The sequence below is a fragment of the Mesorhizobium sp. BHscii genome, assembly GCF_053848065.1.
The window spans coordinates 79,735-99,462 of the sequence record NZ_JBSPKW010000005.1 but is presented as its reverse complement, the minus strand read 5'-3'; the positions used below and the strand labels follow the sequence as shown (position 1 = coordinate 99,462).

The window sequence follows — 19,728 nt, the reverse complement described above, 5'->3', positions numbered from 1 at the left end:
CTTCCTCCATCACCACCAGTTCAGTCTTTGGAGCGACGTGCGTCCATTTGGACGCACAAAACACGCTCCAAGACTTTGAATTGCGCATCGTGCTTTCCGAAATCGATTCCGATTTCGGGCCGATGCGACGGCTATAAGGACAGGACATGGATGCGCGCAACGACATGCTGAGGCTCTTGCACGGCCGCAGGGCAGGCTATTCGCTCGAGCAGCCCTTCTATACCGATGCCGATTTCTTCAAGCTCGACATGGAGCTGATCTGGTATCGCGACTGGCTGTTCATCGGCCACGATTGCGAGTTGCCGAAGCCGGGCAGCTACATCACTGCCCAGATAGGCGACTATCCGGTCGTGCTGGTCCGCGACCAGCAAGGCAGGATCAATGCCTTCCACAATTCCTGCCGGCATCGCGGCAGCCGCGTCTGCAACGCCGACAAAGGCACGGCGGCGAAGCTCGTCTGCCCCTATCACCAGTGGACCTACGAGCTGGATGGCCGGCTTTTGTTCGCAAGGCAGATGGCGGACGGCTTCGACAAGAGCCAGTTCAGCCTGAAGCCGGTGGCTTGCGAAAGCGTTGGCGGCTACATCTTCATCTGCCTGGCCAAGGAGCCCGCCGATTTCGCGCCGATGCGCGCCATGATCGAGCCTTACCTCCTGCCGCACCGGTTGCGCGAGGCAAAAATCGCCTTCGAATCGACCATCGTCGAGAAGGGCAACTGGAAGCTCGTCTGGGAAAACAACCGCGAGTGCTACCATTGCGCCGGCAACCATCCGGAACTGTGCAAGACATTCCCGGAAGCGCCGACCGTGACTGGCGTGCAGGGCGCCGATAGCGATCCGGAGATGCTCGTGCACTGGGCGAAATGCGAGGCGGCGGGCTTGCCGAGCAAGTTCCGCATCGATCCGGCCGGGCAGTATCGTGCCACCCGCGCGCCGCTCTTGCGCGATGCCGTCAGCTACACGATGACGGGAAGACGCGCGGTGAAGAAGAACCTTTCCGACAGCGTTTCGACCGAGCGCATCGGCTCGCTGCTGCTCTATCACTATCCGACGACCTGGAACCACGTCCTCGGCGACCATGCCGTCACCTTCCGCGTGCTGCCGATCAGCGCCACGGAAACGGCCGTCACAACCAAATGGCTCGTCCACAAGGACGCGGTCGAAGGCGTCGATTACGATCTCGCCGAACTCACCCATGTCTGGACCGAGACCAACGATCAGGACCGCCGCATCGTCGAGGAAAACGCCTTCGGCATCCTGTCGCCGGCCTATGAGCCCGGCCCCTATTCTGAACTGCATGAGGGCGGCGTCATCCAGTTCGTCGAATGGTACGCCTCCTTCATCGGGCCGCGCCTTGCCGAGGACGGCCGGCCGGCGTTGCGCAGCGTCGCCTGAGAAAGATCAAGGGTATGAATGCGATGACGGATCTCGGGCTCTACCGCCATCTCGACGAGATGGCGCCCTGGAACGACAGGCTTCAGGTGCTGGAAGTGATCGGTGTCAGCGACGAGGCGCCTGACGTGAAGACTTTCACCTTCCGCTCCGACAACCAGACCTGGTTCCGCTACAGACCGGGGCAGTTCGTGACACTGGAACTGCCGACCACTGACGGCCCGCTGATGCGGACCTATACGCTGTCGTCCTCGCCGTCGCGGCCGTTCTCGATCGCGGTGACGGTGAAAGCGCAGGCCGGCAGCCTCGGCACACGCTGGATGTTCGACAATCTCAAACCCGGCGTTCACGTGAAAGCCTATGGGCCGACCGGCGACTTTTCGCTGCACAGCCACCCCGCGGCCAAGTATCTGTTCATTTCGGCCGGCTCTGGCGTGACGCCGATGATGTCAATGCTGCGCTGGCTGAACGACTGCGCGCCATGGACAGATGTCGGCTTCGTTAACTGCGCACGAAAGCCCGAGGAGATCATCTTCCGCAAGGAGCTCGAACTGCTCGGCAGCCGCATGCCGGGCCTAACGCTTGGATTCATGATCGAGGAGCGCTCCAGCCGCGAGGGCTGGTTCGGCCATATGGGCCGGATCGACGCGATACGGCTGCCGCTGCTGGCGCCCGATTTTCGCGAGCGCGAAATTTTCTGCTGTGGTCCCGACCCGTTCATGCGCGCCGTGCGGCAGATGCTTGAGGCGGCGGGATTCGACATGGCCAACTATCATCAGGAGAGCTTTGCGGCCCCAGTGGTGGAGGAAATACTGGCCCCGTTCACATCACCGGCAAAGGGTGGGCCGGCAAAGGGTGGGCCGGCAGAGGGCGGGGTCGAGACACCTGCCGAGGCCGCAACGCCGATCCGCTTTTCGCTTTCGGATGTCGATGCCGACTGCGTTGCCGGCCAGACCGTGCTGCAGACGGCGCGCGCTTCGGGCGTGCGCATCCCAGCGGCTTGCGAGTTCGGCCTGTGTGGAACCTGCAAGGTGAAAAAGGTCTCGGGCACAGTCGAGATGAGCCACAATGGCGGCATCCTCGATCACGAGATCGATGACGGCTTCATCCTTGCCTGCTGTTCGAAGCCACTGACGGCGCTCGAAATCGACGCCTGACCGGCGAGGCGGCTAAAGCGCGTCGCGTTTGGCCGGCCTTATGCGACGCGCTTTACGTTGTCGTTTTCTACGCATGTCATTATCGCAAAACCGCTGCACACTTTTGCGCGACATGCATTAAACCCCGTAGCGCTCGGTGCGGATGAGGCCTGCCGGAACGCCGGCATCGATCAGCGCCTGAGCGGCGGCCGACACGAAGGCATTCGAGCCGCAGACAAAGGCGAACCTGGGCGGCGCGGGCAGCCGCACCATCGATTGCTCTATCATCGCGGCATCGACCCGCCGCGAATAGTCCGCCGGGCGCCGGGCGGCCTCGCGGGTCAGCGTCAGCACCAGATCGAAGCCGTCGCGACGATCGTCGAGGCCGATCAGCTCGTCGCGAAAGATCACCTCGTCCCAGACCCGTGCGGAAAACACCAGTGCCACGGGCACCGCCGATCTGCGCGCCGCGCGATGGCGGATCATCGCCATCAGCGGAACCACGCCGGACCCGCCGCCGACCAGCAGAAGCGGACCGCCGTCGCCGTCGTACCAGACGAAGTGGCCGCCGAGCGGTCCGCGCAATTCGACCTCGTCGCCAACAGCCGCGATATCGTGGAAGAACGGCGAGACCTCGCCATCATCGAGCCTTTCGATCGCCAGTTCGATCATCTCGCCGGCTTCCGGCCCCGAGGCGATCGAGTAGGAGCGACGCGCCTGATAGCCATCCGGCGCCGTCAGCCTGACATCGACATGCTGCCCGGCACGATAGGCGAAGGGCCGCGACGGCTCGAGGAAAAAGCTGGTGACGCGCGGCGTGCGCTTTTCGATGCGTCGGATGGTGACGGTCTGCCAGGGCGACTGCGCCGCCGGCCCGTCGCTCATGGATCGCCCGTATAGCGCTGCTCGCGCCACGGGTCGCCATAGATGTGATAGCCGCGCAACTCCCAGAACCCGGGCTCGTCGCGCTCGGTGAACTGCAGCCCGTTCAGCCATTTGGCCGATTTCCAGAAATAGAGATGCGGAACCAGCAGCCGCGCCGGGCCGCCATGGTCCGGCGTGATCGGCTTGCCTTCGTAAAGCAGCGCCACCATCGCCTTGCCGGCGGTGAGATCCTTCGTCGGCACGTTGGTGGTGTAGCCGTCGAAGGACAGCGCCAGAGTGAAGGGGCTCAGTGGCTCAATGCCGGCATCCGCCAGAATATCGTCGACCAGCACGCCCTGCCACGCTGTGTCGAACTTGGTCCATGCGGTCACGCAATGGATGTCGCGGGTCATCTTGGTCAACGGCAGCGCGTTGAACTCTGTCCAACTCCACTTCTTGACCGGCCGCGGCCCATGCTTGAGCGTGAACGACCACTCCTCGGTGCGCACGCGTGGCGTCGGCCCGGCCGACAGCACCGGGAACCCTTGCTCGAGATACTGCCCCGGCGGAATGCGCGCATCCGCATCCGTCGGGGGCTTTCGTCCTGAAGAGAAGCCGCGGGTGACCATCGAAACATCCGTGTGCATCAGGCCATCTGTCGGCCTTCACCAGTGTTCTCGAAGATGCTCTGGCGGGCAACCAGAATCTTGGCCGCGACCTCGCGGCAATGCGCCGCCTCAGCCATTAGCGAAGGGCACGGCGACGAACAGCTGCGCGTCGCCGCGTTCGACGAGCAGGAGCACGGACTTTTTGCCAGCCTTTCCGGCCTGCGCGATCGCCTGGTCTGCCTGCCTGGCGTCCCGCACCGGCGCCTGATTGACGGCGACGATGATGTCGCCCGGCTGGATACCGGAAGCCGAGGCCGCCCTGTCGGGATTGACGCTCTCGACCAGCGCGCCGCGCTGGTTGGGCGCCAGGTTCATCGCCTGTCGGACATCCGGGGTGACGTCCATCAGACCGAGGCCGATCGCAGGCGAACGAAGGCCCGGCTGTGCGGACGGTGCCTCTGGTCCGCCGCCCACCGATGCCGTCTGCACATCGTCTCCATTGCGCCCGACATCGACGGAAATTTCGACATTCTTTCCTTTGCGCCAGACATCGAGCGTTTCCGTGGCGCCGGGCGAGACGTCGGCAACGGCACGCGACAGGTCCTTGGGATCCTTTATCTGCTGACCGGCGAAGCTGGTGACGACGTCGCCGGTCTCGATCCCGGCTTTTGCTGCCGGCGAGCCGTCAGTGACCGCGGAAACCAGCGCACCGCTGGGTTGATCAAGGCCGACGGCGCTCGCCACATCAGGCGTCACCGGCTGGATCTGGACGCCGAGATAGCCGTATTGAATGGAGCCACCCTTCATCAGCTTGGCGACCACTTTTTGCGCCTGGTCCGACGGGATGGCGAAGCCGACGCCGACGCTGCCGCCATTCGGCGAAAAGATCGCCGTGTTGATGCCGACGACGTTGCCGCTCACATCCATCAGCGGACCGCCTGAATTGCCGTGGTTGATCGGTGCGTCGATCTGAATGAAATCGTCAAACGGCCCGCTGTGCAGATCGCGGCCGCGCGCCGAGACGATGCCGGATGTAACCGTGGTGCCGAGGCCGAACGGGTTGCCGAAAGCGAGCACCTGGTCGCCCGGCATGAGCTTGTCGGAGTCGCCCCATTTGACGGTCGGCAAAGTCTTGTCGGATTTGATCTTGAGGACGGCGAGGTCGTTCTTGGCGTCGCGACCAACCAGCTCGGCGGGAAGTTCGGTGCCGTCGTCGAGAGTGACCTTGATCGACGTGGCGCCGTCGATGACGTGATTGTTGGTGACGATGGTGCCATCGGCGGCGACGATGAAGCCGGAACCCAGCGCCTCTGCGCGGGGCGCCTGCTGCGGCGGCGGTGTCCTGGGGCCGGGCAGTCCCTGGTCGCCGAAGAACTGGCGGAAATAGTCGTCGAAGGGTGAGTTGTCGCCGAACGGAGCAGCGTCGCTCATGGTCTCCGACTGTGCCGTCATGACAGTGGTGATCGTCACCACTGCCGGTTTGTCGGCCGCCACGATCGGGGCAAACGATCCATTCGGCACCGTCATCCCAGTGACGGGAGGGGTCACTGTTTCTGCCAGAGCGCCATTCAGTCTGGGGGCGAGGGGCACGATGAAAGGGCTGACAATCAGTGCGGCGCCCAGCAAGGCGGCGACGCGATGTCTGCGAAGAATGTGGATGGGTGACATGGCCGTTGTCCGGGCGAGAAATTGGTCGGGCACCGTGGCGTTCCGGTTGGGGAATCGCCCATTCGGCGTGTCGAGGGTCGTCTTGCCTGTCTCGCCTGGCAGGCAGCCGACCGGATCGACAGCCCCCGCATCTAGGGCGGCGATTGCGGTTACCAGATGATATTACGAAGATTTAATTTATCGGGTCGGTGTCGCCCGCTCGCCAGATGCATGGCTGGGGTCGAACCCTTGATGAAGTGGAGTAGCGCCGACCTGAAACAAACAACCCGCCTTGCGGCGGGTTGTTGGCGCGATCAGCACCATGCGGAAATCGATAACATAGTTGCCGGCACAAAGCAAGAACAAATTGCCGACAGGGATCACGAGCTCGCATGTCTTCCCGGCTCTGTCCTGCCGGCCATCGAAGCCTCTTATGCGCCGATCCCGTCTGTCCGCCTGAGATAGCCGTTGGCGATCTCGCGCATCCGTTTGGCGTCGAAGCTCGGGCCGTGGCCGCCATGACCGATGCGGATCGGCAGATCGAGCAGCCGCTGCATCGTCCGGCGATAGGCTGATCGGTCGGAGTCCGGCAGGTCGTCGATCAGCATCGCGTCGTAGATTGCGTCGCCGGCGAAGAACAGGCCGTCGGCCTCGTCGAACAACACGATCGAATCGGGCGAATGGCCGGGCAGATGCAGCACGCGGAACAGCCGGTCACCGAGATCGACCGTGTCGCCCTCGTCAAGTGTTCGCATCAGCGGCGCCGGCGGAATCTTGTAATCGGCGGCTTTCCAGCCGGGCGCCGGCAACTTCGAGACGGCGTCTTCGAGATCGTGGAACATGTGCGCGTAGGTGACGGCGTCATCCATGCTGTTGAAATACGCGGCGCTGTGTCTCGGCCCGGCCCGCAGCGGGAATTCGTGCAGCGAGCCGACATGGTCGAGATGGATATGGGTGGCGACGACGAGCAGCGGCTTGCCCGCCGGCGTGTCGATCTCCGGCGCCAGCGGGCGGATGCCCATGCCGGTGTCGACAAGCAGGTCGATGTCGCGGCCGCGAAGATGCCAGATGTTGGCGCGCACGAAATCATGCACGAACGGCTCGGTCAGCATGGTTGTAACGGTGTCGACCTTCGTCTTGCTGAACCAGTCAAGCATCACAAGATATCCGGCATCAGAAGAGGCCGGCATCAGACGAACGGTTTTCCAACCTTGTATTTTTCTGGAACCAGTCGCTTCAGATAGGCCATGCCTGCATCGGAGAGCTGGTTGACCTCCGGCAGCATGAAATCGTCGGGCATGTGGCGGGTCTTGCCGGCGACGTTTTTCAGCGGCACCTTCTTCAGCACGGTTTTCTTCCCGTCATATTGCAGCGCCACCGAGCCGCCGCCCTGTTCGGCGACAGCGACGGCAAAAACGCCGGCATCGAAAGCTTCCTGCGCATCGACGGCGTTGATGGCGCCGACATAGCCGCGCGGCATGTAGCCGAGCGCATCGACACGCGCCCGCTTGCCCGGCAATCCTTCGGCTAGCGCGCGCTCGAGGGCGGCCGGCAGGTCGCTGCCCGACAGCTTGACGTTGCCGTGCGCATCGCGCTCCAGTTTCTCCGGCGGGACTAGGCTTTCGACCAGTGCCTTGCCGTCGGCGGTGCTGACGCCTTCGGACACGGCAACGATGCAGCGCTTGTGGCGGTCGAGCGTGGCGCGCACGTCGTCGATGAAGGCCTCAGCCGAGAACGGCCGCTCCGGCACATAGACGAGATGCGGGCCGCTGTCGGGGTCAAGCTGCCATGCGGCAGCGGCGGCGGTGAGGAAGCCGGCATGCCGCCCCATGACGATGCCGACATAGATACCCGGCAGAGCCCGGAAGTCGAGGTCGACCGAGAGGAAGGCGCCGGCGACGAACTCGGCTGCCGAAATGAAGCCGGGCGTGTGGTCGTTCTCCTCGAGATCGTTGTCGATGGTTTTCGGCGCATGGACGAAAGCCATCTTGCCGCCGGCGGCATCGGTCAGGATCTGCTGCGTGCCCGACGTGTCGTTGCCGCCGATATAGATGAACGCGTCGGCGCCGGCCTTCTTCAGACCATTGAGGATGATCTCGCAATAGGCGTCATCCGGCTTGTCGCGCGTCGAGCCAAGCGCGGCGCTCGGCGTTGCCGCAATCAGCCGCAGCCGATCCTCTGGAATCGCTGAGAGATCGATATAGTTGCCGTCACGAATGCCGCGCACGCCATGGATCGAGCCCAGGACCTTAGCGCCGGGATGCCGCTTGCGGATTTCGAGCGCAGCGCCCACCATCGTCTGGTTGATGACGGCGGTCGGACCGCCGCCTTGCGCGATCACAAAAGTTCCGGACATGCTTCACGTCTCCCGAGCAGTGGCTTTGCAGGCACATTCGCCTGTCTTGCGAGATCACGCAACGGGAGAGTCGAGCGGCCGCGCCGGCCACGCTATCAGATCACACGACGACCGGGAGGGTCAGACGACGACGACCGGGTTCTTCCTGGAGACGCGACTGTAGAGGTCGATGATGTCCTGGTTGATCAGGCGAACGCAGCCCGACGACATCGCCTGGCCGATGCTCCACCATTCGGGCGAACCATGGATGCGGTAGCCGGTGTCGTGGCCGTTCTGGTAGATGTACAGCGCGCGCGCGCCGAGCGGGTTGTCGAGGCCGCCGGGTTGCCCGGCCTGCCATTTCACCAGTTCCGGCTTGCGGGCGATCATCTCGGCCGGCGGCGTCCAGGTCGGCCATTCCTTGCCGTACTGAATATTGGCGCGGCCGGACCAGCGGAAGCCTTCCTTGCCGATGCCGACGCCGTAGCGGATCGCGTCACCGCCGGGCTGCACTAGGTAGAGCAGCCGCTCCTGCGAATGGACGACGATGGTGCCGGGCTGCTCGCCGGTCGGGTCGACGACGATCTGGCGACGGAACTCCGGCTTGACTTTGAGGTAGGGCACTTCCGGCAGCGTGAAGCCGCCGTCGGTGACGGAGGCATACATCACATCGGGACTGGTGATGTTCTTGTCGACGCTGATGCTCGGGCGGATGGGGGTGATCGCGCCGGTGGTGACGCCGTCGAGTTGCAGCGCCGACAAATCGAGCGTCTGGCTGCAGCCGGCGACGCCGAGCAGTGCCAGCGCACCGGCGCCGGACAACACTGCGCGGCGGGAAAGCTGGATTTCGGAAATTTCGATTTCGATTTCGTCGCCATTGTACGGCGGCGTCAGACCTTGCGGCAACTCACGCATCTACCCAAACCCTACGCTGTCGCCGGGAAACACGGTCCGGCCGGATAGAGTGCATTTTCACCAATCATGGTTGAAAAAGCGTGAAGACGTCTTACCCTTCCTTAACCTCCCGGCCGAGCCGTCGCGCCGCACATTTTCGATGCTGCCCCTTTACATCTTTGCCAGCCCAAGGATTTATCCTTTTCTTTGAGCTCAAGGAGACGAACATGTCTTTCGAAAACTGGGCCGCCTTTGCCGCCGCCTCGACGATCCTTCTTGTCATTCCCGGCCCGACCATCCTTCTGGTCGTGTCCTATGCCCTCGGCCAGGGCTGGCGCACCGCGCTGCCGATGGCGGTCGGCGTGGCGCTCGGCGACTTCACGGCGATGACGCTGTCGATGCTGGGCATCGGCGCGCTGCTGGCGGCGTCGGCCACCGTATTCACGCTGCTGAAGGTGATCGGCGCCGGTTATCTGATCTATCTCGGCGTAAAGCTGTTTCGCGCCGGTGGTACGCTCAAGGCCGAGCCGCGCCTAGACGCGGTGTCGTCGGCCAAGATGATGGCGCATGCCTGGCTGGTCACTGCGCTCAACCCGAAAAGCATCACCTTCTTCGTCGCCTTCCTGCCGCAGTTCCTCGACCGGCATGCCGACTTCTGGACGCAGATGCTGATCTTCGAAACGACCTTCCTGGCGCTCGCCTTCGCCAATGCCTTCGGCTACGCGTTAATCGCGGCAAGGGCGCGCAACGTCGTGCGTAATCCCCTGGCGGTCCGCATCTTCAACCGCACCGGCGGCACGCTGCTGGTCGGCGCCGGCATCGCCACGGTGGCGATGCGCTCGGGCAATTGAATGACATGGCAGTCAGGGATGCATTCGGCCTGACATTTTCGGGTGCGACCGAGGCCGGGTTCTCGTCCTACAGCCAGGCTGTCCGCGAACTGCAATGCTTCATCGGCGATCCGGTCGGCTCGGTCGATCGCGCCATCGCCGAGGATCCCGGCCTCGTCATGGCGTATGTGTTCAAGGGCTATCTCTTCGGCCTCGCCACCGAGCGTGAGGCGACAGCCGTGGCCAGGACTTGCTATGAGGCGTCGCTGCCGCTTGCGGCGACGCCGCGTGAGCAGGCGCATGTCGCTGCGCTCGGCCGTCTTGCCGCAGGACGCTGGCATGAAGCCGCCCGCCTGCTCGAGGATATCGCCATCGAGTTTCCGCTCGATGCGCTGGCGCTGCAGACCGGGCACCAGATCGATTTCTTCACCGGCAATGCCCGCATGCTGCGCGACCGCATCGGCCGCGCGCTGCCGTCGTGGCAAAGCGGCATGCCAGGCTACCACGCCATACTCGGCATGCAGGCGTTCGGGCTGGAGGAAATGGGCGACTATGCGCGCGCCGAAAAGCTTGGCCGCATGGCAGTCGACATCGAGCCGCGCGACGGCTGGGCACAGCACGCGGTCGCCCACGTCATGGAAATGCAAAGCCGCCAGAAGGAGGGCATCGCATGGATGCTCGCCAACCCGGAAGCGTGGACGAAGGAAAGCTTCCTGCAAGTGCACAATTGGTGGCATCTCGCGCTGTTTCATTACGATCTCGGCGAGACCGAACAGGTGCTGGCGCTCTATGACGGGCCGATCTACGGCGAACGCTCGACGCTGGCGCTCAACATGGTCGACGCTTCGGCGATCCTGTGGCGGCTGCATCTCGGCGGCGTCGATGTCGGCCCCCGCTGGGCGGCGCTCGCCGCCAACTGGACCAAGGCCAGCGCCGGCAACTATGCCTTCAACGATGCCCACGCGATGATGGCCTTCGTCGGCGCCGGCCAAGAAGCGCCGGTTCGCGCCTTGCTCGAGGCGCAGAGCGAGGCCATGCACGGCAACGACGACAACGCCGCCTTCACCCGCGATGTCGGCCATCCCTTGACGCTCGCCATCAAGGCATTCGGCGACGGCAATTATGCCGAGACGCTACGCCTGATCCGGCCAATCCGGGCGATCGCCCACCGGTTCGGGGGCAGCCACGCGCAACGCGACGTCATCGACCTGACGCTGATCGAAGCGGCGTTGCGTTCCGGCGATCATGCGCTGGCAACGGCGCTTGCCGCGGAACGCGCGCTGGCGCGGCCGGACAGTCTGCTCTCGGCGCTGTTCTCGCGGCGCGCCGCCGATTTGTCGGAGAATTGACCGGAGGCGGATCTTGTCTTAAAAACTGCCAAGTCAAATTTTTTCGAGGTCCGAAAAAATTAATGGCATTGGGAGGATACCATGTATCTCGGCCTCGATCTGGGCACGTCGGGCGTCAAGGCGCTTTTGATCGATGCCGGGCAGACTGTCATCGGCTCCGGCCATGCTTCACTCGACGTGTCGCGGCCGCATCCCGGCTGGTCGGAGCAGAACCCCGCCGACTGGATCCGCGCCTGCGAGGAAGCAATTGCCGAGCTCAACGCCTCGTATCCAGGACAACTCGCCGCCGTGAAGGGCATCGGCCTTTCCGGCCAGATGCACGGCGCCACCTTGCTCGACGCCGGCGACCAGGTGCTGCGCCCCTGCATCCTGTGGAACGATACGCGCAGCCATGCCGAGGCGGCCAAGCTCGACGCCGACCCGCGCTTTCGCAATCTGACCGGCAACATTGTCTTCCCCGGTTTCACCGCGCCAAAGCTGGTCTGGGTGAAAAACAACGAGCCGGATGTTTTCGCCAAAGTGGCAAAGGTCTTGCTACCGAAGGATTTCCTGCGGCTCTGGCTCACCGGCGAACATATTTCGGAGATGTCGGACTCGGCAGGCACGTCCTGGCTCGATGTCGGCAAGCGAGGCTGGTCATCCGACCTGCTTTCCGCCACGTCGCTCGACGAGAAGCAGATGCCGTCACTGTTCGAAGGCACTGAGAAGGCCGGGGCCCTGCGCAGCGAACTGGCCTCGAAATGGGGAATGCAGGCCGGCATCCCGATCGCCGGCGGCGCCGGCGACAATGCGGCGTCGGCCTGCGGCATGGGCACGGTCGCAGCCGGCCAGGCCTTCGTCTCGCTTGGCACGTCAGGCGTGCTGTTTGCCGCCAACGCTGCCTATCTGCCAAACCCGGAAAGCGCGGTGCATACGTTCTGCCACGCGCTGCCCGACACCTGGCACCAGATGGGCGTCATCCTGTCGGCAACCGATTCGCTCAACTGGCTGTCGGAGATATCAGGGAAAGGCGCCGGCGAGCTGACCGCCGAACTCGGCGATACGCTGAAGGCGCCGACCGGCGTGTCCTTCCTGCCCTATCTCTCCGGCGAGCGCACGCCGCACAATGACTCGGCCATCCGCGGCGCGTTCACCGGGCTTGCGCATGAATCGAGCCGCGCTGTGCTGACCCAGGCGGTAGTCGAAGGTGTGGCTTTCGCCTTCCGCGACAGTCTCGAGGCTTTGGCCACGGCCGGCACGACGCTGACGCGCGTGACGGCGATCGGCGGCGGCTCGCGCTCGCGCTATTGGCTGAAGGCAATCGCCACCGCGCTCGGCCTGCCCGTCGACATCCCGGCCGATGGCGATTTCGGCGCTGCCTTCGGTGCGGCGCGACTCGGCATGATCGCGGCTACGGGCGCAGATCCGCTCAGAGTGTGCACGGCGCCGGCCACCGATGCCACCATCGAGCCGGTCGCCGCACTAAGCAATGCCTATGCGGATGCCTATCAGCGCTACCGCTTGCTTTACCCAGCCATCAAGGCCGCCACGGCGTGAGTGGTTTCCCATCCCCGCCGAGGCCTGAGATGACGTCACTGTGCCGGAACCTTGTCGAGAAAGCCGGTGACGCTTTTCAGGCGGCCATTCTCGATGACGCCGATGTCGGTGCCTTCGATGACGGAATCCGTGCCTTCCGGCCCGAGGTTCCACGAGAAGCGGATCGTGTCGCCAAATCCATCCGGCTTGCCCTTCAGCGAAAACCGGAAGCCGGCAAAACGCTGCTGGACGCCTTCGATCAGTGCGTCGACGCCGTCATGGCCGTCGCCCTGCATGATCGGATCGCGGTAGCTGACGTCCTCGGTGAAGGCCGCCTTGAGCAAGGCTTGCCGGCGCACGGCGTCGCTCTCGTTCCAGGCAGTGATGTAGTTTTCGGCGATCGTGTTGAGGTCGGTCATAGTCTGTCTCCTTTGTTGAGGGGCTTTGACATGACCGTTTTCATCCAACGCCAACGCGAAACCAATTACGCCTGAGGTAATCAGGACAGAACCATGCGAGAGGACAGACAATCATGACCAGCGGCTTTTTCGGCGACATCCAGAAGATCAAATATGAGGGGCCGGATTCGACCAATCCGCTGGCCTACCGGTTCTACAATCCCGACGAAATTGTCGCCGGCAAGCGGCTGGAAGACCATCTGCGCTTTGCCGTCGCCTACTGGCATTCGTTCGCCTGGCCGGGCGGCGATCCGTTCGGCGGCCAGACCTTTGAGCGGCCATGGTTCGCCAAGGCCGGCGGCACCGACACGATGGAGCTGGCCAAGCTCAAGGCCGATGTCGCCTTCGACATGTTTGCGCTGCTCGGTGCCCCCTACTTCTGCTTCCACGATGCCGATGTGCGGCAGGAAGGAAAAGATTTTTCCGAAAGTGCCGCGCGCCTCGATGAGATCGCCGATTACTTTGCGTCGAAGATGAAGCAGACTGGGGTCAAGCTGCTTTGGGGCACGGCCAACCTGTTCTCCAACCGCCGCTTCATGTCGGGTGCCGCCACCAATCCCGACCCGGATGTGTTTGCCTATGCGGCAGCGACGGTGAAACACTGCATCGATGTCACCAAGCGGTTGAAGGGCGAGAACTATGTGCTGTGGGGCGGCCGCGAGGGCTATGAGACGCTGCTCAACACCGACCTTGCCCGCGAACAGGAACAGGCCGGCCGCTTCCTCAACCTGGTCATCGATTACAAGCACCGCATCGGCTTCAAGGGCACCATTCTGATCGAGCCGAAGCCGCAGGAGCCGACAAAACACCAGTACGACTATGACGTCGCCACGGTCTACGGCTTCCTGAAACGCTTCGGGCTGGAGAAGGAGGTCAAGCTCAACATCGAGCAGGGCCATGCCATCCTGGCCGGCCATTCCTTCGAGCATGAACTGGCGCTGGCCAGTGCGCTCGGCATCTTCGGCTCGATCGACATGAACCGCAACGACTACCAGTCGGGCTGGGACACCGACCAGTTCCCCAACAATGTGCCGGAGATGGCGCTGGCCTATTACCAGGTCCTGCAGGCTGGCGGCTTCAAGTCCGGCGGCACCAATTTCGACGCCAAGTTGCGGCGCCAGTCGCTCGACCCGCAGGATCTGCTGATTGGCCATATCGGCGGCATGGATTGCTGTGCACGCGGCCTCAAGGCTGCGGCGCGCATGGTCGAGGACAAGGCGCTGTCGGGACCGCTGGCCGAGCGCTATGCCGGCTGGAACTCGGCCGAGGCCAAGGCGATGCTTGCCGGCAAGAGGACGCTGGAGGAGATCACCGAACGCGTCGTCAAGAAGAAGATCGAGCCGCAGCCGAGATCCGGCCGCCAGGAACTGCTCGAGAATATCGTCAACCGGTATGTCTGAGGTGTCGCACCGGCGGGTCTCTTGACCGACCCGCCGTCCGGAACAGCTTTGCGCGGGGACGGAACCGACGACAAGGTTTTGCCTCGCACCGCCCCTCAATCGCCTCGCTCTTGCCTTCAAACAGCCGTCACGAATCTCGTATATGTGGTCCGTGGCGGGAACAGAAAGAAGGAGGCGAAACGATATGCAGCACGAACGCGAAATCGACGCCCTGCTCTCATCTGGCGAGGCCGGATCGATCATCGACCGGCTGATGGCGCTGCCGCATCCGAAGCACGGTGCGCGCAGTGCAAACGAATGGGATCGCGCGGTCGCCAGCCGCTTTGAGACCCATCTTGCGAGACAGATGCGCTCGCACATCGACGGCAAAAGCGACCGCCAGGACGCTGCCTAATCCCGACTACCCCTTACGCAGCCTGACCGGCGCTTCGCCGAAAGCCCTTGAAAACGCCCTGGAAAATGCCGCGGCGGACGAGAATCCTGTTCGCCCGGCAATATCGGCCATGGCCACCCGCGTGTCGATCACCAGCCGGCGCGCGGCACCCAGCCGCAGCCTGAGATAATAGGCGCCCGGCGTCTCGCCGATCGACTTGCGAAAGATGCTCTCCAGCGTTCGCGCCGTCACCCCGGCGCGCTTTGCCACCGCGGCAATGGTCAAGGGCTGGTCGACATGGGCTTCCATCAGCCGGATGGCTTGCGCCAGCCTGGGATCGTAGCCGTCGAGTCGGCCGAGCGAGACAAGCGGCTGCGCGTCGGTCGCGGCGCGCGCCTGATCGTAGATGAAGACACTTGCCACATCGAGCGCGACAGCCATGCCGAGCCGCGTGCGGATCAGATGCAGCATCAGGTCGAAGGTCGGCGAAGCGCCGCCCGAGGTGAAGACCGGCCCGTCGATGACATAGCGGTCGGGGCGCACATCGACGCCTGGAAAGGCCGACGAAAAATCTTCCATGTCCTCCCAATGCGTGGTGGCGCTGCGTCCTTCCAGCAGGCCGGCGCGCGCCACCAGCCAGGTGCCGGCTTCGACACCGCCGCAGGCGCGTGCGGCGCGCGCCGCCCGGCGCAGGCCGGCAAGCAGAGCCGATGTGGCATAGTTCTGCGTACCGAAACCGGCGATGACGACAAGCATATCGGTTATATCCGCCGCATCGAAGCGGCCACTGACCGCAACCGGCAGGCCGCATGTGGTGACCGGCGCTTCGCCGGTCACCGAAACCAGCCTGAAATCGAACAGCGTCTCGCCGGCAATACGGTTGGCGGCGCGCAGCGGATCGACCGCCGATGCCACGCACATGATCGACGACCCGGAAAATATCAGAAGCGTTACCTTGAGCGTCGAGCGTTCGGCGCGAAAGATCGAAGGCTTTTCGTTTTTCATCATGCGATCTTCGTAAAACGCAAAACAGTTTCCGGCAAGTCAGGCATTGTTGCCGTCTGTTCGATCAGGCCCATGTTTGATTGGGCCGTCTGTGCTGGTTGGGAGGAAAGTCCATGCCGCTAACGATGAACCGTGAGGTTTTCATTACCTGTGCCGTGACCGGGTCCGGCAGCTCGCAGGACCGTAGCCCGCATGTGCCCCGTTCGCCCAAGCAGATTGCCGATTCGGCCATCGATGCGGCAAAAGCGGGTGCGGCGATCGTCCACTGCCATGTGCGCGACCCCGAAACCGGCAAGCCACGGCGCGACGTGCAGCTCTATCGCGAAGTAACCGAGCGCATCCGTGCTGCAGATGTCGACGTGGTGCTGAACCTGACCGCCGGCATGGGCGGCGACATGGTGTTCGGTTCGCCGGAGAATCCGCTACCGCTCAACGAGAAAGGCACCGATATGGGCGGCGCGACCAACCGCGTGGAACATGTGCGCCAGTGCCTGCCGGAAATCTGCACGCTCGACTGCGGGACGATGAATTTCGCCGAAGCCGACTATGTCATGACCAATACGCCCGGCATGCTGCGCGCCATGGGCGGCATGATGACGGCGCTCGGCGTCAAGCCGGAGATCGAGGCCTTCGACACCGGGCATCTCTGGTTTGCCAAGCAGCTCGTCGAGGAAAAGGTGCTGGATCCGGATGCTCTCGTGCAATTGTGCATGGGCGTGCCATGGGGCGCGCCCGATGATCTCAACACCTTCATGGCGATGGTCAACAATGTGCCGTCGAGCTGGAATTGGTCGGCGTTTTCCATCGGCCGCAACCAGATGGCCTATGCCGCCGCCGCGGTGCTGGCCGGCGGCAATGTCCGCGTCGGGCTCGAGGATAATCTCTGGCTCGACAAGGGCGTGCTGGCGACCAATGCGCAGCTGGTCGAGCGGGCGGTCAGCATCGTGTCGAACATGGGCGCAAGGGTCATCGGCCCGGACGAGGTGCGTAAGAAGCTCAATTTGACGAAGCGCGCGCCGCTTTGAACAGGGTATCGGTAGGGAGGAGCCGCCGATGAAGACCGTGAAATTCACCGCCATGAAGGACGGCGACCGCGACGACTACGCCTTCCTCACCGAGCACGAGATCGACTATGCGGCGAAGACCGGGGAACGGCTGCTTGATGCGCTTGTCCAGCTCGACGAAGGCTTGTCCGGCTACAAGATCACTCGGCTCGGCCATTCGCTCCAGGCGGCGACGCGCGCATGGCGCGACGGCGCCGACACCGACTGGATCGCCTGCGCGCTGCTGCACGACATCGGCGACATCTACGCACCCTACAATCACGACGAATATGCAGCTTCGATCCTAAAACCCTTCGTGCGCGAGCAATGCACCTGGGTGGTGGAAAAGCACGGTGACTTCCAGCACCTCTATTACGCCCACCATCTCGGCGGCAATCCCCATGCCCGCGACCGTTTCGCCGGCCATCTTTATTTCGACGACTGCGACCAGTTCTGCGAGCGCTGGGACCAGTCGAGCTTCGATCCGGATTACGAGACGCTGCCGATCGATTTCTTCCGGCCCATCGTGCTCGAAGTGTTTGCCCGCAGGGCCTATGACCCCACCGTGATCCGCGCCGGCGAGCGCGTGCCCCTGATCGATTCCAAAGTAGCCAGGACAAGAACCGGAGCCTCCGCATGAGCATCATCACCAAGGCAGCTGCAATCGGCGGCGGCGTCATCGGCGCCGGCTGGGTAGCGCGGCTGCTCTTGAATGGCATCGACGTGTCGATTTTCGATCCCGACCCGGAAGCTTCGCGCAAGGTCGGCGAAGTGATGAAAGGCGCGCGCCGCGCCTACAAACAGATGCTGCCTGACGGCCTCCCAAAAGAGGGCAAACTGACCTTTGCCAAGACCATCGCCGATGCCGTCGCCGATGCCGATTTCATCCAGGAAAGCGTACCGGAACGGCTCGAACTGAAACACCGCGTGCTGGCCGAGATCGACCTTTATGCGCCGGCCAATGCCATCGTCGGCTCCTCGACCTCAGGCATCAAGCCGACCGACATGCAGGTGGCGATGAAGAAGCATCCGGAGCGGCTGGTCGTCGGCCATCCGTTCAACCCGGTCTACCTCCTGCCGCTGGTCGAGATCGTCGGCGGCGAACAGACCTTTCCCGAGGCGATCGAAGTCGCCAAGGAGATGTACGCCTCGATCGGCATGAAGCCGGTGGTGATCCGCAAGGAGATCGAGGCTTTCGTCGGCGACCGCCTGCTGGAGGCGGCATGGCGCGAGGCGCTGTGGCTGATCAAGGACGGCATCTGCACGGTCGAGGAACTCGACGACATCATGCGCTATGGCTTCGGCCTGCGCTGGGCGCAGATGGGCATGTTCCAGGTCTATCGCGTCGCCGGCGGCGAGGAGGGCATGCGCCATTTCATGGCGCAGTTCGGGCCGTGCCTGAAATGGCCATGGACCAAGCTGATGGATGTGCCGGAGTTCAACGACGAACTGGTCGACCTGATCGCCACCCAGTCGGACGACCAGGCGCATGGCCTGTCGATCCGTGAGCTCGAAAAGATCCGCGACGAGAATCTGGTGGCCATCATGGAGGCGCTGTCGAAGCAGAACAAAGGCAAGGGCTGGGGCGCCGGCGCCCTGCACAAGGACTATACCAAGCAGCTCGCCAGGCTTGCGGCGAAGAAGCCCACCGCTTCCAAGGCGGCCGAAAAAGCCAAGGCTGAAAAGCCGAAGAAAAAGAAGAAAGGCTAATACTATGGAATTTGGCCTCTCCGAAGAACAGAAACTGATCGTCGAGACGACGCGCGCCTTCGTCGAGAATGAGCTCTACCCGCATGAGCGCGAAGTCGAGCGCACCGGCGTGCTGCGCCGTGAGCTGATCGAGGAGATCAAGGCCAAGGCAATCGAAGCCGGGCTCTATGCCGCCAACATGCCGACGGAAGTCGGCGGCGCCGGGCTCGACACGGTGACCTGGCTGCTTTACGAAAAAGAGCTGGGCCGTGCCAATTACGCGCTGCACTGGACCTGCGTGGCGCGGCCTTCCAACATCCTGTTGGCCGGCACGCCGGAGCAGCGCGAGAAATACCTTTATCCCTGCATTCGCGGCGAGAAATGGGACTGCCTGGCGATGACCGAGCCAGGTGCCGGCTCCGACCTGCGCGGCATGAAGGCGACCGCCGTGCAGGACGGCGACGACTGGGTGCTGAACGGCACCAAGCATTTCATCAGCCATGCCGACCTTGCCGATTTTGCCATCGTCTTCATGGCCTCGGGCGAAGAGGAGACGCCGCGCGGCAAACGCAAGAAGATCACCGCCTTTTTCGTCGACAAGGGCACCAAGGGTTTTACGGTGCGCGACGGCTATCGCAACGTCTCGCATCGCGGCTACACCAACGCCATCCTCGAATTCGACGATTGCCGCTTGCCCGGAGCCCAAGTGCTCGGCGAGGTCCACAAGGGCTTCGACGTCGCCAATTCATGGCTTGGCGCAACCCGCCTGCAGGTCGGCGCCACCTGTCTCGGCCGGGCCGAGCGGGCGCTTGGCCATGCCGTCGAATACGCCGCGCAGCGGCAGCAATTCGGCCAGCAGATCGGCAAGTTCCAGGGCGTGTCGTTCAAGCTCGCCGACATGGCGACCGAACTGAAGGCGGCCGACCTGATGGTGTTCGAAGCCGGCTGGAAGTACGATCAGGGCACCGTCACTGATCAGGACATGGCCATGGCCAAGTTGAAGGCCACCGAAATGCTCGCCTTCGTCGCCGATGAAGCAATCCAGATCCATGGCGGCATGGGGCTGATGGACGACCTGCCGCTGGAGCGCATCTGGCGCGACGCCCGCGTCGAGCGCATCTGGGAAGGCACCTCGGAAATCCAGCGCCACATTATCTCGCGGGCGCTGTTGCGCCCGTTCGGGGGCTGATC

At 63.5% G+C, this 19,728-nt stretch carries 19 protein-coding genes; 11 read left to right on the top strand and 8 right to left on the bottom strand.

All coding sequences use genetic code 11. The annotated features are described in order from the left end of the window. Window positions 1-146 precede the first annotated feature (146 nt). On the top strand, window positions 147-1,394 hold the full coding sequence (locus tag ACWTU7_RS09630; RefSeq protein ID WP_455839658.1) for an aromatic ring-hydroxylating oxygenase subunit alpha: 1,248 nt from the start codon (window positions 147-149) through the stop codon (window positions 1,392-1,394). A gap of 23 nt (window positions 1,395-1,417) precedes the next feature. Beyond that, window positions 1,418-2,548: a hybrid-cluster NAD(P)-dependent oxidoreductase gene (locus ACWTU7_RS09625; RefSeq protein WP_029347525.1), complete on the top strand. Its 1,131-nt coding sequence runs from the start codon at window positions 1,418-1,420 to the stop codon at window positions 2,546-2,548. Window positions 2,549-2,665: 117 nt separating this feature from the next. On the opposite strand, the gene ACWTU7_RS09620 is transcribed toward ACWTU7_RS09625, so the two are convergent. The 6 genes from ACWTU7_RS09620 to ACWTU7_RS09595 all read right to left on the bottom strand — a co-directional run bounded on the left by ACWTU7_RS09620 (window position 2,666) and on the right by ACWTU7_RS09595 (window position 8,896). After that, on the bottom strand, window positions 2,666-3,412 hold the full coding sequence (locus ACWTU7_RS09620) for an FAD-binding oxidoreductase (protein WP_029347524.1): 747 nt from the start codon (window positions 3,410-3,412) through the stop codon (window positions 2,666-2,668). Next, window positions 3,409-4,020: a molybdopterin-dependent oxidoreductase gene (locus ACWTU7_RS09615; RefSeq protein WP_095517706.1), complete on the bottom strand. Its 612-nt coding sequence runs from the start codon at window positions 4,018-4,020 to the stop codon at window positions 3,409-3,411. Before ACWTU7_RS09615 ends, ACWTU7_RS09620 begins: the two co-directional genes overlap by 4 nt. Window positions 4,021-4,128: 108 nt before the next feature. Then, entirely contained in the window at window positions 4,129-5,667 is a 1,539-nt protein-coding gene (locus ACWTU7_RS09610; protein WP_455839659.1) for a DegQ family serine endoprotease, read from the bottom strand. 410 nt (window positions 5,668-6,077) lie between these two features. Next, the gene (locus ACWTU7_RS09605) at window positions 6,078-6,803 is read right to left on the bottom strand and encodes an MBL fold metallo-hydrolase (RefSeq protein WP_455839660.1); all 726 of its coding nucleotides are present in this window, start codon (window positions 6,801-6,803) and stop codon (window positions 6,078-6,080) included. 32 nt (window positions 6,804-6,835) lie between these two features. Further along, entirely contained in the window at window positions 6,836-8,002 is a 1,167-nt protein-coding gene (locus ACWTU7_RS09600) for a diphosphate--fructose-6-phosphate 1-phosphotransferase (RefSeq protein WP_455839661.1), read from the bottom strand. A 120-nt stretch (window positions 8,003-8,122) separates the two neighbouring features. Next, the gene (locus ACWTU7_RS09595; protein ID WP_029347516.1) at window positions 8,123-8,896 is read right to left on the bottom strand and encodes a L,D-transpeptidase; all 774 of its coding nucleotides are present in this window, start codon (window positions 8,894-8,896) and stop codon (window positions 8,123-8,125) included. Between the two features lie 206 nt (window positions 8,897-9,102). Here ACWTU7_RS09595 and ACWTU7_RS09590 point away from each other — a divergent pair, with 206 nt between their 5' ends. The 3 genes from ACWTU7_RS09590 to xylB all read left to right on the top strand — a co-directional run bounded on the left by ACWTU7_RS09590 (window position 9,103) and on the right by xylB (window position 12,590). Continuing rightward, entirely contained in the window at window positions 9,103-9,726 is a 624-nt protein-coding gene (locus ACWTU7_RS09590) for a LysE family translocator (RefSeq protein ID WP_455839662.1), read from the top strand. A gap of 5 nt (window positions 9,727-9,731) precedes the next feature. After that, window positions 9,732-11,054 (top strand): tetratricopeptide repeat protein, encoded by a 1,323-nt coding sequence (locus ACWTU7_RS09585; RefSeq protein ID WP_455839663.1) that lies wholly within the window; start codon window positions 9,732-9,734, stop codon window positions 11,052-11,054. An 81-nt stretch (window positions 11,055-11,135) separates the two neighbouring features. After that, entirely contained in the window at window positions 11,136-12,590 is a 1,455-nt protein-coding gene (gene xylB / locus ACWTU7_RS09580; protein WP_455839664.1) for a xylulokinase, read from the top strand. A 35-nt stretch (window positions 12,591-12,625) separates the two neighbouring features. On the opposite strand, the gene ACWTU7_RS09575 is transcribed toward xylB, so the two are convergent. Then, a complete protein-coding gene (locus ACWTU7_RS09575; RefSeq protein ID WP_095517416.1) occupies window positions 12,626-12,988 on the bottom strand; it encodes a nuclear transport factor 2 family protein in 363 nt (120 codons plus the stop codon). A 113-nt stretch (window positions 12,989-13,101) separates the two neighbouring features. Here ACWTU7_RS09575 and xylA point away from each other — a divergent pair, with 113 nt between their 5' ends. Further along, a complete protein-coding gene (xylA, locus tag ACWTU7_RS09570) occupies window positions 13,102-14,427 on the top strand; it encodes a xylose isomerase (protein WP_455839665.1) in 1,326 nt (441 codons plus the stop codon). Window positions 14,428-14,611: 184 nt separating this feature from the next. Next, window positions 14,612-14,821: a hypothetical protein gene (locus ACWTU7_RS09565; RefSeq protein ID WP_029347507.1), complete on the top strand. Its 210-nt coding sequence runs from the start codon at window positions 14,612-14,614 to the stop codon at window positions 14,819-14,821. Between the two features lie 6 nt (window positions 14,822-14,827). Here ACWTU7_RS09565 and ACWTU7_RS09560 read toward each other — a convergent pair whose 3' ends face one another. Next, entirely contained in the window at window positions 14,828-15,808 is a 981-nt protein-coding gene (locus ACWTU7_RS09560) for a GlxA family transcriptional regulator (protein WP_455839666.1), read from the bottom strand. A 110-nt stretch (window positions 15,809-15,918) separates the two neighbouring features. Between ACWTU7_RS09560 and ACWTU7_RS09555 the strand changes: the two genes are divergently transcribed. Genes ACWTU7_RS09555 through ACWTU7_RS09540 form a run of 4 tightly spaced genes read left to right on the top strand, consistent with a single transcriptional unit; the run spans window position 15,919 to window position 19,726 of the window. Continuing rightward, window positions 15,919-16,830, top strand: coding sequence for a BKACE family enzyme (locus tag ACWTU7_RS09555; protein ID WP_029347504.1), 912 nt, complete (start codon window positions 15,919-15,921; stop codon window positions 16,828-16,830). A gap of 28 nt (window positions 16,831-16,858) precedes the next feature. Continuing rightward, window positions 16,859-17,488: an HD domain-containing protein gene (locus ACWTU7_RS09550; protein WP_455839667.1), complete on the top strand. Its 630-nt coding sequence runs from the start codon at window positions 16,859-16,861 to the stop codon at window positions 17,486-17,488. Next, window positions 17,485-18,558, top strand: a complete 1,074-nt coding sequence (locus tag ACWTU7_RS09545; protein ID WP_455839668.1) for a 3-hydroxyacyl-CoA dehydrogenase NAD-binding domain-containing protein — start codon at window positions 17,485-17,487, stop codon at window positions 18,556-18,558. The genes ACWTU7_RS09550 and ACWTU7_RS09545 overlap by 4 nt, the downstream gene beginning before the upstream one ends. Before the next feature lie 4 nt (window positions 18,559-18,562). Then, window positions 18,563-19,726, top strand: coding sequence for an acyl-CoA dehydrogenase family protein (locus ACWTU7_RS09540; RefSeq protein WP_065011040.1), 1,164 nt, complete (start codon window positions 18,563-18,565; stop codon window positions 19,724-19,726). The last annotated feature ends 2 nt before the right edge of the window (window positions 19,727-19,728 follow it).

Bases quoted from the DNA above. Each gene is read 5' to 3' on its own strand.
- ACWTU7_RS09630 (WP_455839658.1), top strand. From the start codon at position 147: ATGGATGCGCGCAACGACATGCTGAGGCTCTTGCACGGCCGCAGGGCA.
- ACWTU7_RS09605 (WP_455839660.1), bottom strand. From the start codon at position 6,803: ATGCTTGACTGGTTCAGCAAGACGAAGGTCGACACCGTTACAACCATG.
- ACWTU7_RS09620 (WP_029347524.1), bottom strand. From the start codon at position 3,412: ATGAGCGACGGGCCGGCGGCGCAGTCGCCCTGGCAGACCGTCACCATC.
- ACWTU7_RS09585 (WP_455839663.1), top strand. From the start codon at position 9,732: ATGGCAGTCAGGGATGCATTCGGCCTGACATTTTCGGGTGCGACCGAG.
- ACWTU7_RS09625 (WP_029347525.1), top strand. From the start codon at position 1,418: ATGACGGATCTCGGGCTCTACCGCCATCTCGACGAGATGGCGCCCTGG.
- ACWTU7_RS09615 (WP_095517706.1), bottom strand. From the start codon at position 4,020: ATGGTCACCCGCGGCTTCTCTTCAGGACGAAAGCCCCCGACGGATGCG.
- ACWTU7_RS09595 (WP_029347516.1), bottom strand. From the start codon at position 8,896: ATGCGTGAGTTGCCGCAAGGTCTGACGCCGCCGTACAATGGCGACGAA.
- xylA (WP_455839665.1), top strand. From the start codon at position 13,102: ATGACCAGCGGCTTTTTCGGCGACATCCAGAAGATCAAATATGAGGGG.
- ACWTU7_RS09540 (WP_065011040.1), top strand. From the start codon at position 18,563: ATGGAATTTGGCCTCTCCGAAGAACAGAAACTGATCGTCGAGACGACG.
- ACWTU7_RS09560 (WP_455839666.1), bottom strand. From the start codon at position 15,808: ATGATGAAAAACGAAAAGCCTTCGATCTTTCGCGCCGAACGCTCGACG.
- ACWTU7_RS09545 (WP_455839668.1), top strand. From the start codon at position 17,485: ATGAGCATCATCACCAAGGCAGCTGCAATCGGCGGCGGCGTCATCGGC.
- xylB (WP_455839664.1), top strand. From the start codon at position 11,136: ATGTATCTCGGCCTCGATCTGGGCACGTCGGGCGTCAAGGCGCTTTTG.
- ACWTU7_RS09600 (WP_455839661.1), bottom strand. From the start codon at position 8,002: ATGTCCGGAACTTTTGTGATCGCGCAAGGCGGCGGTCCGACCGCCGTC.
- ACWTU7_RS09590 (WP_455839662.1), top strand. From the start codon at position 9,103: ATGTCTTTCGAAAACTGGGCCGCCTTTGCCGCCGCCTCGACGATCCTT.
- ACWTU7_RS09565 (WP_029347507.1), top strand. From the start codon at position 14,612: ATGCAGCACGAACGCGAAATCGACGCCCTGCTCTCATCTGGCGAGGCC.
- ACWTU7_RS09550 (WP_455839667.1), top strand. From the start codon at position 16,859: ATGAAGACCGTGAAATTCACCGCCATGAAGGACGGCGACCGCGACGAC.
- ACWTU7_RS09575 (WP_095517416.1), bottom strand. From the start codon at position 12,988: ATGACCGACCTCAACACGATCGCCGAAAACTACATCACTGCCTGGAAC.
- ACWTU7_RS09610 (WP_455839659.1), bottom strand. From the start codon at position 5,667: ATGTCACCCATCCACATTCTTCGCAGACATCGCGTCGCCGCCTTGCTG.
- ACWTU7_RS09555 (WP_029347504.1), top strand. From the start codon at position 15,919: ATGCCGCTAACGATGAACCGTGAGGTTTTCATTACCTGTGCCGTGACC.